Raw genomic sequence first — 13,552 nt, forward strand, 5'->3', positions numbered from 1 at the left:
CCTCCGCAAATGGGCGAAAGTTAGAGTAACGACTTTTAAGGGGGACTTGTTTGTGAACTTCGAAGAAAAAGTAGAATCATTTAAAGCGCTCGTCGCTGAACGCAATATGACGTTCAAAGAGAGCGAGACTGAAACGCATGTCACATTTTTGACGCGTGAAACGACTAAATCCGGGGCTCAGCCCGTTATGATTATCGCCTTCAATAAAAAGACGACAGATGCGGAACTGTATGCCGCGACGGTCACACACGTGCCGGATTACGTCGAAGACCTACCGATTCTGAACGCCTTGAACGAGTTCAACCAAGAGTTCAAATACTTCCGCTGCGTGCTCGACAGCGACCGTGATGTCACGCTCGCCTCGACGCTCGACCTCGACCTCGGCTTCTCGCCAGAGATCATCTTGCAACATTCATTCATGATGTTCCAAGCGGCCGATGAAGTGAACGAGTATATGCAGAAGTTGTATACGCAAGTCCAATAACAAGCAGCCGCCCCGGACGAATCCAGGGCGGCTTTTTTTGAATCATTCTTTCGATTGGGCTCGTATAAGGAGGAAAAGGAGGAATTGCTGATGATGACACGCTATACGCATTACCTCGAAGCGCTCGAGGCAATCAGAGGAGCGACAAAGTGGTTCACCGATGATTTCCGACGCTTGATGGCCATCAATTATGCCATACACGACACCCCGTTCGATGAAACGCGGTTCGAGCAGGCTCAAGCGGCCGTCAAACGGAAAACGAAAGCCTTCTCCAAGTTTCGCGGCAGCAATAATTTCGTCTGGCTGTCGTTTCTCGATGCCAAGTATGAAGACATCGAACCGGCCATCGACGAGGCACTCCGGCTCGATACGTTGCTCGACCGGAAACACTTCCGCTTCAGTATGTTGCGCCCCTTCATCGCGAGCCAACTGATTAACGTCGATGAGCCCGAGCGCCGGCTTGACGAGGCGAGCGCACTCTATCAAACGTTCAAACGAAACCATCCTTGGCTGACGAGCGAAGAAGACCTTCTGTCTGCCCTCGTCCTCGTTCAAGCGTTCGATGACCACGATACGTTGAGTCAACGGATTGAGACGTATTACGAAGCGTTGAAAGCCGAGTTGCCCCGCTCAAACGAGCTCCAACTCGTCTCCCATCTGCTTGCTTTTAGCGACTTGCCTTCAGACGAGGTCATCAACCGCCTGCTCGAGTGGCGCGCGCGGCTCCAAGGACAAGCAATCGCCGTCAAAAATGAGCATCTGCCAGCGCTCGCCCTCTTGGCCATCGTCGCGGCTCCGAACGACAACGACGAGCGCGACCTGATCGACATTACGAACGCTGAGAAGGAAAAGCATCGCTGGTTCCACACCCACGCGTTGACGGTCGCCCTGCAACTCGTCGCGGCAAACAACATCAAGGAAGATGCGAGCGATTTACTGTTGCACGGGACGTTCGCCCATCTGCTCGCGATGCAACAGGCAGCAACGGCAGCGGCGACCGTGGCTATCATTTCGAGCACATCTTCGAGCGACTAAAAAAAGAAGGGTTTCCCCTTCTCAACTAAATAAATACCAACTGAGACAACCGAGCACGAACACTGAGTTGGCGATTTCAACGATCCCGATCTTCATGATGGGGATCGTTTTGCCGTAGAATGCGACCGCCCGGACGAGACTCGGCACGTAAGCGAGTGCCAAGACCGGATAGCCAAACGCGATGAAGATGGCGACGAGCAAAAAGTGATATCCCCATGATACGTTCCGATAAAACAAGCTCTTCTTCTCCCGAATCATCGTTTTGACGAAAAAGATACTTCCGAGGAAATATAAGTACGGCAAAGCGAACATCCACACTATCGTCCCGTCCAAAGCATGTGACCCGAGATAATAGCTCGCCATCCCGCCGATGCAAAATGAGGTGACGGCGCTGACGTCGTTCCAGACGTTGCGCTCATCCTTAATTTTGGCGAAGTAGGCGTTGGTGAGACCGAATGGAATCATAGCAAGGACAAACCAGACAAGACGCCACTCGGACAAAAACACCGGGATGGCGGCTACAATCGCAATCGTCAAATACGTCACGACCGTGCGCAACAGCTCTTGTGACTTTTTTCGTTGCTTAATGTATTGGAACAAGAAAAATGTACCCATATAAACGAACAACCAGGCGATGGCGAACGGGATGTGCGCGAGCGTCCACCCTCCGACGATGCCGCCGAGTAAGAACGGTAAGATCAGCATCGACCAAGCGCCGTGCTGTTTTGGAATCATCCATTTCATGTGACTCCCTCCTTCTATGTGTAGTGTAGAAGAAAGATGACTGTAAAACTGTGATAAATTTTACAAAACAAAAAACGATCTCATGCGAGATCGTTTTTTGTTTTTAGTTTGGTCACACTTGGCACGGTTACTTCGACCACATCGTCCGTCAACATTTTCGTGACGACACGACCTGCGATCGAGACCGCGAGAAGCGTATAAAGTGCATTCGACAATGGCAAATAGATGAGCGAGATCGCCAAAACGATGACATCAAATATGATGAGAATCGTCCCGACCGATACGCCGGTCCATTTTGATAGGCCGAGTGCGAATAAATCGTCGCCCCCGGTCGCCCCGCCCGATTTCAAGACGAGACCGAGACCGTAACCAGTCACAATCCCGCTCGCGATGGCGGCGAACAACGTCGCCGGCCACACTTGGATATCGAACGTGAGTAAATCCAACCGATCCCACATGGCGTAGCTGAGCGACAGTGACGCCGCGGCAAGCACGGCTTGCCCGACGAAGCGCCAGCCTTTCCACCAAAGGGCGATTAAAAAGAATGGGATATCGAGTACGATCATCGAGATCGCCGGATCGATATCAAATAAATAGCGGCCGAGCAATGCTAGCCCGACGAAGCCCCCTTCTGCCAAACCAAACTGTTCATTCAAATAATAATAACCGAACGCCATGATCAGCGTTCCGAGCACTATGGTAGCAACTCGTTTCATTCCGATTGTCCTCCCCGTTTTCAACGGAGAGGAGGATCCTCAGTCGTAGCCGCGGTTCCATCTGTTCCATCTCCGATCTTCCGTTTGTTGATTTTTACATTGATGTCGCTTGTAAAAACTCAACGCTAGAAGTCCGGTAATTGAAACAGAGGCCATGTCCTCTCGGTATCCATAAAGACCTTCCTTTCCCAAATTGCGCGTAATCATGAGACTATTTTAACATACTCTCGCGATTGTTTCATTAAATGTATATTTAGTGTAAATTACGTTTCGGTAAATCTTTCTTACCGAACCACCACCAGTTCCAGTCCCCGAGCAGTTTCATCAAAGATGGGACAAGTAAAATCCGGATGATTGTCGCATCGATAAAGATCGCGAGCGCGATGCCGACACCGAGCTGTTTGATCGGACTGACACCAGTAAAAGCGAACGCCCCCGTGACGACAATCATGATGACTGCGGCCGACGTGATGATTTTACTCGTCTTGGCGAGTCCCATCTCCGTCGCGTAATCGTTATCCCCGGTCTCCCGATAATATTCCTCAATCCGCGAGACGAGAAACACCTCGTAGTCCATCGATAGGCCGAACACGAGCGAGAAGATGAACACCGGGGTCAAGATACTGATCGTCTCGGCATCGTACACGTAGCCTGATTCGAAGATGATGACGAGCAGACCGAACGTCGCCCCGAGACCGAGCACGTTCATGATGATCGCCTTAATTGGAATCAAGACTGAGCGGAACGCCCACATGAGAATGACCATCGTCGCCAAGATGACAGTCACGACCGCATACGGGATGCTGTCATAAATCTCTTCATAAATTTCTTCGTTGAACGCGGCTGGTCCCCCGACGTCAAAACCGCTCTCGCGCCAATCTCGGACGAATGCTTGCGCGTCTTTATCACTCGGCGGGACGTTGAAACTAACGTTGACGAGGGCAAGGTCTGTATTCCCTTCAAGCGTGACGAGACGTTCGAACGCCTCGAGTTGCTCTGGTGCCGCTTCAGCGAGTTGTTGGAATTCGGCTGGTTCGAGACCGGATGCCGTCAAGAACGTCGTGACGTTGTCGACAATCGGATCCTCGGATAGCTCATCGGTGAGTGCAGTCAATTCATCGAGAATCATCGAATCGGTCAAGTCATTCGTCTCAAACAAGAGCACCGCATCGGTCGACGTCTCCCCGAACACGTCGTCCCACCGCTCAAGGGCGGCCCGTGACTCGTACGAGGTCGGGAGTGCATCGGCGTCCGGGATGTTCAGTTCGAGGTCACGAACGAACCAGAGGCTTGGCAGTAGCAGCAAGAGCGCGACGAGCGTCATCGTGACGGGGCGTCTCATGACGAAACGGGCCAACTTCTGCCACCGTACTTCAGAACGCGTCTCATTCGTTTTGATAAGACGCCCTTTATTGATCGCATCTCCGACGATATATAAGGCGGACGGCAACAGCGTGAGCGCTGATAAGACCGCGCCCGCCACCGCAATCAGCGCACCGAGCGCGATGGCTTGGAACACGTCGACTTGGATGAATAACAACCCGGCCAGTCCGACGAACACGCAAAGCCCTGAGAACAGAATCGAACGTCCGGCCGTCGCGACCGTTCGGACGATGGCTGCCTCTCGCGACTTCCCATGTGCGAGCTCTTCCCGGTAACGGTTGACGAGCAATAGGGAAAAATCGATGCCGAGCGCGATGGCGATCATCGCGACCGCATTCAAGACGAAAATAGACAGTTCCATCGTTTGGGCAAAGAAGAACAACGAGCCGGCAGCCACGATGAACGTAATCAATCCAACGAATAACGGCATGACCGCGGCGAGCGGCGTCCCGAAGACGAGCAAGAGGACGAGCAACGCGACCGGGATTCCAATCAACTCGGCCCGAATCAAGTCATTCTTCGACGCTTCATTCAAGTCATCCGCGAAGACCGGCTCTCCGGTCAATCGCACGTCTGTATCCGTATCTCGAATCAAGGCGTTGCGAACGTCATCGATTGACGCCTCGGCCGTATCGTAATCCTCGAACTCGAGCAATAAGTAAGCTGCGTCCCCTGAGCGGGCATCGGGATTCTCGGCTGGCGTGATCACGCCGTCGACCCCATCGACGTCAATCAGTCGATCCCGTTGCTGCTCGATGACCGTATCAAGGTCGCCACCTTCCAACAAGACGATCATCGAGGCCCCGGCCCGGTCGAACCGGTCGTTCAACGTATCTTCCACTTGGGCGAAGCGCCCGTCTTGAATCGCAAATCCATTGCCGCGCAGTTCACTTGGCAACTGTAATCCGAAATATACCGATACCGCGAGCAATACCGTCCAAATCAACACGACAGCGTAGCGCCATCGGACTAACGCTTGTCCTAATCGTTCCATCCCTGTCCACTCCTCTCCATCTAAGAAGACTGTTCCCGTTTTTAGACGAGATTCTGTAAGCCTTCGTAAAAAAATCCTGAACCATGCCCTGGTCCAGGATTGTCAACGCTCGAACACTTGCAGCCAACTATGGCAGAAGCGACGCGGCGTCGATAGGACGACAAGTCTGTCGCCCGGCTCGTCCAATAAGACGACTTTCAACAATTCGGTCTCGGCACATACTTCTGATGAGAACACTTCACAATCGCGCTCAAACAGTTGGAACGATGTCATCGAGGTGATGGCGGTCGTCACACCCATTTGATCGACGATGACCAAGTCACGGTCACCCCCGTATGGAATCTTCCAACGCGCGCCCGCTTCGACGTCCTCGACCATGAACTGTTGATTCCGTTCATCGTACAAGGTCACGAGGCCAGGTGCCGTGAATCGTTCGAAATCATAGGTCGATTGATATGCGAGTTCGATGATGTTCCCGAACTCTGGGATCTCCTCGTAACGGCTATACCGAAACGTGTGATCGTTCAAGTTCAAGGCGACGATATCTGATTCGGCCGAGTACAAATACAAATCGTCCCCTGACCAGTAGTGCAGGTTACTGAACCAATCGTCATGGAACGTCCGCGGAATTGGGTGACGTTCCATCGTCCCGTTCGTCAAATCCATGACTCCGTATGTCTGCAAATCTCGAAATAGCGCGACGGCTCTTCTACCATGTGGTTCAATATATAGTGCGCAAGGTGCCCATTTCCACTCGAGTTCCCATCGGATTTGGAACGTCTCGTCAAAAAACAGAAACCCGGTTTGCGCCAAATACAACATCCATCCTCCACCAACGCGCTCTAACCATTCAACCGTTTGATGAAATTGATAGTCTGCTACTTGTTTGTACATTTGATCACTTCCTAGTTTCAGCTTAGCAACGCACGACGCATTTTTCGATTTTGAATGTGTTCACAGAACACATTCTCCATCTGTCCGCTTTTCCTGTATACTGGCAGTAGCATACCCGTAATTGGAAAGGAGGAACCCTCATGCGCCCACTTCAACTCTCTCCCGAGACGGCGGTTGAGCTTGCCAAAAAGCTAAACGTCCCACTCGAGGAACTCATGCATATGCCAAAACACATCATCGTCAAAAAGATGATGGAGCTCGAGGCAGCCAAAACTGAAACGAACGAGGAAAAGGAGACGGAATGACGTCTCCTTTTTTCGCGCTTACTTTTGTTTCGGTTTCCGTTTTTTCGCAACATACCAGAGACCGAGGATAGCCAAGGCAGCTCCACCGGCGACCGCATATTTGCTGTAATCCGGACGGCGTTCCGTCACGACGAGTGTCGATAACGGCGCGACCGTGACATGCCGCTCCTCGAGGAGACGTGGTGCCGTCAAATTGACGGTGTGATCTTCGACATGGACCTCGAACTTGCCGGACGGGAGTTTCACCTCGACCGCTTCTTCGAGTCCGTTATGGTATACGAGATGGCGTTCGACGTAACCTTCGACGTGGCGACTCAGTTCAAAGGCGATGACGCCCTCGTCTTCATCGAAGAAACGTAAATGTTTACGAATCTGTTCCGCGTTCTCAAGACGAAACAACGGATATTGTTTGCGCAGGCTGATCAAGCCCTTCACATATTCGACGCTCGGCGTCTCTTGCTCGGCCCGCGTCCAATCCAAACGGTTGACGACCTCCCCCGAATTGAAGCTGTTCTCGTCCCCGTCTTTCGTGCGGAAGAACTCTTGACCGCTATGCAGGAACGGGATGCCTTGACTGAGCAACACAATCGATGTCGCGAGACGATGCCGGCGGCGGCGTGTCGTCTCATCGTCGTCCGGATTCGTAACGGCCAGTTTGTCCCAAAGCGTCAAGTTGTCATGGCACTCGACATAGTTCACGACTTGGTTCGGTTCGTCAGCAAAGCTTTGGCTCGTGACTGCACCGGCAATCCCACGTTTGACGTCCGCCGTCATATCCGCGTTGCCGCTGATCCAACCTGGCAAGTCTTCGATGAACACATCCCCACGGACACCGTCGCGAATCGCGTCGTTGAACTGGGCGATGCGCGGCATCTTGTGGGCGTTATGTTGGTTCGCTTTTTTCCGGACCGGAAGCGGCGTGTCGAGATCCCAGCCTTCTCCGGTCACGAGAATCGATGGGTCGACGCGATCGAGCGCCTTGCGGACCTGGTTCATCGTCTTGACGTCATGGAGTCCCATCAAATCGAAGCGGAAGCCATCAATCATGAACTCTTTCGCCCAATACGACACACATTCGACGATCAATTTGCGCATCATCGCCCGTTCGGACGCCGTATCGTTCCCGCACGCCGAACCGTCGGCGAGCGTACCGTCCTCGTTCAAGCGGTAATAGTAGTCCGGTACGAACTGTCCGAGCGGCGTCGTCAATGCATCATACGTATGGTTGAACACGACGTCCATGATGACACGGATGCCACGATCGTGAAGTGCTTGAATCATCGCTTTCAACTCGATGATGCGAGCGGCCGGATCATCCGCTGAGGAAGCGTATGAGCCTTCGACGGCAAAATAATGGACCGGGTCATAGCCCCAATTATAATTCGCCTCACTCTCGCGTGACTCATTCACCGAACCGTAATCGAAGAACGGCATGAGTTGGAGATGCGTGACGCCAAGCCCGGTAATATAGTCGAGCCCTGTCGGATAACCCGTCGGTGTCTTCGTTCCGACTTCGGTCAACCCGAGGAATTTCCCGCGATGCATGACACCGCTGTCCGGATGACTCGTCAAATCACGGACGTGCGCTTCATAGATGACCGCTTCTTGTGACGAGTGGAAGAGCGGACGTTCTTTAACCCAATGGTCTGGGTTGAGCGTAGATGGGTCGAGCAGACACCCGCGCTTCCCATTGACCCCGACGACTTTTGCATACGGGTCGAGCGATTCGATACGCTTCCCAGCTACGACCGCCTCGAACACATAAAACTGACCTTCGAACAAAGCACGATCGAGTTCGATGACCCACGTCCCTTTCTCGGCCCGTTCTAACGACAACCGTTCGAACTTCCGCGCTCGCGGTGTCCGGTAAAGTTTTACCGTCATCTCTTCGGCAACCGGTGACCAGACCCGCAACCGGATGAGGTCACTTTTAAACGTCACCCCGAGGTCTTTGCCGTGATATGCCATATGGTCTAAATCTACATTTGTCTGTTGATCGATAGTATGTTCCATCTCTTTCACTCCTTCACTACTTCAAATCTGCTATCATTATAACAAAACCCTTGTAAAGGATGGATGAAACATGGCAAAAGACAATTCTTTTGATATTGTGTCAGAAATGAACCTCGAAGAAGTGAAGAACGCGATTCAAATCGCCGAGAAAGAAATTTTGAACCGTTACGACTTTAAAGGTTCGAAGAGTGAGATGTCACTTGATAACGGCGACCTCGTCCTCGTCTCAGATGACGACTATAAACTCGAGCAATTGAAAGACGTCATGATCACGAAATTGATTAAACGTGGCGTACCGACGAAAAACCTTGATTATCAAAAAGTGGAACGTGCGCTCGGCGGCACAGTGCGTCAACGCGTCAAATTGAAGAGCGGTATCGATAAAGACGATGCGAAAAAAATTAACAACGCCATCAAAGAATCAAAACTGAAAGTGAAGTCACAAATTCAAGACGATCAAATCCGTGTGACAGCCAAGTCGCGCGATGACCTTCAAGCCGTCATGCAGCTCGTCCGTGAGCTCGAATTGTCCGTCGATGCCCAATTCACAAACTACCGATGAAACTCGCCATCATCAGTGACCCACATGGTTCGTTTGATGATTTGAAAGCCGTGCTCGAGTCGGTCCGCCGCGAGACGGAGCACATCCTTTGCCTCGGCGATCTGTACGAGTGTCATATCGGTAAGAAACGGCGCAACGAGCGCTTCCATGAAGTGTCCGATGTCGTGACGTACGACCCTGACTACGAGGCGCTCCTCACCTTCCCAAGTCTGCGCGGCAATCAAGAAGAGCGGATTGACGAAGTGCTCGTGGTGTCGCATCCGGTCAAGACACGAATCGCCTTATTACCGGAGCAGACGACGCTCGATGAGGCGCTATTCTTGCATGGACACCAAGTAAAATGGAGTCCGGACTGGGAACCGCTTGTCGAGAAAGGGAAGTATCCGCTCGTCTTTATCGGACACAGCCATATTCCGGGGATTTACCGGAAAGGCCGCTCGATTCCCTGGGAAATCGGACAGCCGTTCGTCCTAAAGAAAAAACGTTACGTCATCAACGTCGGCGCCGTCATCTTCGACCGGGAGTGGTGTCTGTATGACACGAAAGCTCGGACGGTCACGCGGATGAAAGCATAAGAAAAGGGACCCCACGAAACGGGTCCCTTTTCTCGTCCTTACATTTCTTCTGGAGCTTGAACACCGATCAAACGGAGTCCTTCCGTCAATACGATCGTCACCGCTTTGACGAGGGCGAGACGTGATTGTTTGCCTGCATCTTCTTCAAGGACACGGACATGACCGTAATACTTGTTGAATGCTTGCGCCAAATCGAGCACGTAACGGCTAATGATCGATGGTTCGCGGCGTTCGTGGGCACGTGTGATGACGTGTGGGAACGCGTTGAGCATCGTCACGACGCCCCACGTGTGGTCGTCGTTTGCGCCAGTGAACGTCGAGCCGTCATAGTTGCCTTTACGAAGGAGCGAGTTCGCACGCGCGTTCGTGTACTGCACGTACGGGCCCGTCTCACCTTCGAATTTGAGCATGCTATCGAGGTCGAACTCGATGTTGTTGATGCGTTCATTCTTCAAATCGTGGAAGATGACCGCGCCGACACCGACCATGCGTGCCACGTCGTCCGCGTTCGCAAGTTCCGGGTTCTTCTGAGCGATGTTCGCCTGTGCTTTCTCGATTGCTTCTTTGAGCACTTCCTCGAGCAAGACGATGCGACCTTTACGTGTCGACATCTTCTTCCCTTCTTGCAAAATCAAGCCGAACGGCACGTGATGCATGCCATCGACGAAGTCATAGCCGAGCTTGCGCAGGACTGAGAACAGTTGTTTGAAGTGAAGCGCCTGCTCGCCGCCGACGACGTAGTTCGCCTGGACGAAGTTGTACGTCTCATGACGATAGACGGCAGCTGCCAAGTCGCGTGTCGCATAAAGCGTCGCGCCGTCTTTCTTTTTGATCAAGCATGGTGGCAAGTTCTCGTCCTCGAGTGAGACGACCATCGCCCCTTCACTTTCGACGAGAAGGTTTTTCTCTTCGAGCATGGCGACGACGCGGTCCATCTTGTCGTTATAGAACGCTTCCCCGTTAAAGCTGTCGAATTCGACACCGAGGAGGTCATATACTTTTTGGAACTCTTTGAGTGATTCTTCGCGGAACCACGTCCAAAGCTCAGTCGCTTCCTCGTTGCCGTCTTCGAGTTTCTTGAACCACGCACGGCCTTCGTCCTCAAGTTCCGGTTGTGTCTTCGCTTCTTCGTGGAAATGGACGTAAAGCTTCAAGAGCTCAGCGATCGGATGTGCCCGGACCGCTTCCTCGTCGCCCCATTTTTTATAGGCGACCATCAGTTTACCGAACTGTGTGCCCCAATCCCCGAGGTGGTTGATGCCGACGACGTCATAGCCGTTTTTACGGGCGATTTGGTTGATGGCATTCCCGATCACCGTTGAACGAAGGTGTCCCATCGAGAACGGTTTGGCGATGTTCGGTGACGAGAAATCGGTGACGATTGTCTCGTTGCGTGTCGCATGCGTCGCATAGTCCGCTTGTTCATCGAGCACCGTGTTGATGATTTCTTGTGAGACGACGTCACGGCTCAAGAAGACGTTCACATACGGGCCGGCCGCCTCGACTTTCGTGAACAACTCGTCGTTCAAGTCGTTCGCGATATCCGTCGCGATCATGACCGGTGCTTTACGATAGGCTTTCGCAAGTTGGAAACACGGGAAAGCAAGGTCCCCGTGTGCCTCATGTTTCGGTTTTTCAATCAATGCTTCAATCTGGTCGAGCGTCAACTCGTCCCCGATGACACGGGACAAGGCTTCCGCATATTTGCGTTCATAACTCATTCTAATTCCTCCTTATCATTTGTTCATAAAAAAAACGCCCTTTGCACAGATGCAAAGAGACGGGATGGCCCGCGGTACCACTCTTCTTGCCTGCTTGACGCAGACCGCTTTATCGGTGATAACGGGGGTCCCCCGGCTACGCCTACTCAAGTTCGGATAGCATCTCAAAAGTGCGTTTCGCGATGTTTGTCAGCCTAGGCTCTCACCAATCCCTAGGTCGCTTTGTTGACGGAACGATCGTTACTCTCTTTTTCATCGACTTTCGTCTATGTGGTTGAAAAGCAATTTCATTATAGAGGATATTTCATATAGACTCAATGCTAGAATTCCGCCATTATGATGGATAGGCAGGACTCAGGCGTGATTGTGCCGAATCTCCTACCATACATAATTGAATTTTTCCCACATAGGAGGGAACCATGAACCATTTCCGCAAGATGTCCGTCCTTGGTTGGAGTATTTGGAGTATGCTATTCGGTTTGACGCTCATCTTGTTCGCTACAGGCGGATTGAACATGCCGGCCATCGAGCCGTTACCGTTCATCTTGATCGCGTTGCTCGTCATTATTTTTCAAATGGACTCCATTGAACGGAAAGGCGTCTACTTTACCTTTTCAGAAAGTATCGTCTTAATTATTTTTTTATTCTTTGATTTTGAGACAGCGCTGTTCGTCAATCAGATTGGACTACTCGTCTTCCAGTTCGTCAACTTGAAACCGCGCGTCGCGCTTCGACGGTTCCGTTTTACGTATCCGTGGAATGCCATCACGTCATTTTTGGAAATCGCCATCCCGGCCAGTGTCTACTTGGCACTTGGTGGTGTGACCGGTCTCGGATTCTATTCCCAAGACTCGTTCCTTCCGCTTGCCGGTTTGATTATTGCCATCATTTTGAACACGGTCGTCCAAAAGTATCAAGTCGGCTGGTGGTTCCGCGTCGACATCCCGGTCCGCGACTTTTTAAGCATCGCGTTTTACACGTATATCGTCAGTCTCGTCTTCATTTTGGCGGCCTCGCTCTTCCGAGAGACGAACTTGCTCGTCGTCAGCAGTATCGCCGCCGCACTCACGTTCTTTATTAAGCGACTCATCATTCAAAAAGGTCGACAAGACGCCTTCAAATCGTTGATTGAACAATATGATGAAGCAAAAGAAGCCGTATCGCTATCGCAAAGCGAGGCACAAGCCATCGAAGTGTTCCTCAGTCAATGTGAGCGACTCAACGAGTACGATGAAGGGTACGTCGAGTTCAAACTGTTTGATCGCACACTTTACTTTGATTTGAAGACGCGCCAGCCGATCGATCGCCATGTCGTCTTTGAATTACTCGATGCAACCTATCCGAACGAATCCTCGGTCGAGTACGAGATGCGCTTCGAATGGGACGCCCCGCTGTCGAACGAATTTAATGAAGACTATCATAGCTTCATCTCGGTCCGTTCCGAGGAAATCGAAGGAATCCGCACGTGGATTGTGATGACGGGCGAGCACGTCTATGGCTATCCGCCCATCATTCAACGCGAGATTGTCAAACTGCTCAAGTCGTTCAATCGGACGATCAGTCGTTGTCATGAACGCGACCGCCTCTATACCGAGAGCCGGACGGACAGCTTGACGCTGCTTGCCAATGCACGGGCTTTTTATGAATACGGGATTCAACAGATCTCGGACGGCTCGATGTATCCGATTTCCGTCGCGATGCTCGATATCGACTTCTTCAAAAAAATCAACGACACGCACGGTCACCAAGTCGGAGACAGTGTGCTCCAAGAATTCGGTCGCCGCATTCGTCAAGTGCTCCGCACCGAAGACTTTGCCGCCCGTTACGGTGGTGAAGAGTTCATCTTGCTCTTAAACCGTTGTGATGTTGAGGCCGCCGTCGAGATTGCTGAGCGCATCCGTCAACAAATCGAGAACAAACCGTTCCACGTCGATGGAATCGATATACCCGTCACCGCTTCAATCGGTGTCGATACGATTCAGTCGTTCGGCGACAAACGTCTTGACGATACGATTCGTAACGCCGACCGCGCGCTCTACGTCGGCGGTAAATACGCCGGTCGCAACCGCGTCGCCCATTATAATTTCTTAACGACCTGACTCGCCCCCACGTTCATCGCGTGGGGG

Annotated in this window: 12 protein-coding genes and 1 other annotated feature; of the genes, 6 read left to right on the forward strand and 6 right to left on the reverse strand. The window is 52.0% G+C overall.

The genetic code is table 11. The annotated features are described in order from the left end of the window. Positions 1 to 52 precede the first annotated feature (52 nt). The gene (locus KNP85_RS04005; protein ID WP_016509669.1) at positions 53 to 484 is read left to right on the forward strand and encodes a type III secretion system chaperone family protein; all 432 of its coding nucleotides are present in this window, start codon (positions 53 to 55) and stop codon (positions 482 to 484) included. A gap of 90 nt (positions 485 to 574) precedes the next feature. Then, on the forward strand, positions 575 to 1,519 hold the full coding sequence (locus KNP85_RS04010) for a DUF4003 family protein (RefSeq protein WP_021068153.1): 945 nt from the start codon (positions 575 to 577) through the stop codon (positions 1,517 to 1,519). Positions 1,520 to 1,540: 21 nt separating this feature from the next. On the opposite strand, the gene KNP85_RS04015 is transcribed toward KNP85_RS04010, so the two are convergent. From KNP85_RS04015 to KNP85_RS04030, 4 genes are all read right to left on the reverse strand, one after another. Further along, the gene (locus KNP85_RS04015) at positions 1,541 to 2,263 is read right to left on the reverse strand and encodes a YwiC-like family protein (RefSeq protein ID WP_058765494.1); all 723 of its coding nucleotides are present in this window, start codon (positions 2,261 to 2,263) and stop codon (positions 1,541 to 1,543) included. Positions 2,264 to 2,343: 80 nt separating this feature from the next. Further along, positions 2,344 to 2,979: a YitT family protein gene (locus KNP85_RS04020; protein WP_034780845.1), complete on the reverse strand. Its 636-nt coding sequence runs from the start codon at positions 2,977 to 2,979 to the stop codon at positions 2,344 to 2,346. Between the two features lie 253 nt (positions 2,980 to 3,232). Further along, on the reverse strand, positions 3,233 to 5,356 hold the full coding sequence (locus KNP85_RS04025; protein WP_029596244.1) for an MMPL family transporter: 2,124 nt from the start codon (positions 5,354 to 5,356) through the stop codon (positions 3,233 to 3,235). 102 nt (positions 5,357 to 5,458) lie between these two features. Then, a complete protein-coding gene (locus KNP85_RS04030) occupies positions 5,459 to 6,250 on the reverse strand; it encodes a hypothetical protein (protein ID WP_021068149.1) in 792 nt (263 codons plus the stop codon). Positions 6,251 to 6,390: 140 nt separating this feature from the next. Here KNP85_RS04030 and KNP85_RS04035 point away from each other — a divergent pair, with 140 nt between their 5' ends. Next, a complete protein-coding gene (locus KNP85_RS04035; protein WP_021068148.1) occupies positions 6,391 to 6,555 on the forward strand; it encodes a YycC family protein in 165 nt (54 codons plus the stop codon). Between the two features lie 18 nt (positions 6,556 to 6,573). Here KNP85_RS04035 and pulA read toward each other — a convergent pair whose 3' ends face one another. Next, a complete protein-coding gene (pulA, locus tag KNP85_RS04040) occupies positions 6,574 to 8,568 on the reverse strand; it encodes a type I pullulanase (protein WP_214801492.1) in 1,995 nt (664 codons plus the stop codon). A gap of 70 nt (positions 8,569 to 8,638) precedes the next feature. Between pulA and KNP85_RS04045 the strand changes: the two genes are divergently transcribed. Together KNP85_RS04045 and KNP85_RS04050 are read left to right on the forward strand one after the other, a co-directional pair. Beyond that, the gene (locus KNP85_RS04045) at positions 8,639 to 9,130 is read left to right on the forward strand and encodes a YajQ family cyclic di-GMP-binding protein (protein ID WP_021068146.1); all 492 of its coding nucleotides are present in this window, start codon (positions 8,639 to 8,641) and stop codon (positions 9,128 to 9,130) included. Then, the gene (locus KNP85_RS04050) at positions 9,127 to 9,705 is read left to right on the forward strand and encodes a metallophosphoesterase family protein (RefSeq protein ID WP_214715006.1); all 579 of its coding nucleotides are present in this window, start codon (positions 9,127 to 9,129) and stop codon (positions 9,703 to 9,705) included. Before KNP85_RS04045 ends, KNP85_RS04050 begins: the two co-directional genes overlap by 4 nt. 38 nt (positions 9,706 to 9,743) lie before the next feature. Here KNP85_RS04050 and argS read toward each other — a convergent pair whose 3' ends face one another. Continuing rightward, positions 9,744 to 11,426 (reverse strand): arginine--tRNA ligase, encoded by a 1,683-nt coding sequence (argS, locus tag KNP85_RS04055; protein ID WP_021068144.1) that lies wholly within the window; start codon positions 11,424 to 11,426, stop codon positions 9,744 to 9,746. Positions 11,427 to 11,478: 52 nt separating this feature from the next. Beyond that, positions 11,479 to 11,691: a binding site (T-box leader), on the reverse strand. Positions 11,692 to 11,845: 154 nt separating this feature from the next. Between argS and KNP85_RS04060 the strand changes: the two genes are divergently transcribed. Then, positions 11,846 to 13,525 (forward strand): GGDEF domain-containing protein, encoded by a 1,680-nt coding sequence (locus KNP85_RS04060; RefSeq protein ID WP_251136214.1) that lies wholly within the window; start codon positions 11,846 to 11,848, stop codon positions 13,523 to 13,525. The last annotated feature ends 27 nt before the right edge of the window (positions 13,526 to 13,552 follow it).

The organism is Exiguobacterium sp. s194 (assembly GCF_018618275.1).
Classification (GTDB): Bacteria; Bacillota; Bacilli; order Exiguobacteriales; family Exiguobacteriaceae; genus Exiguobacterium; species Exiguobacterium chiriqhucha.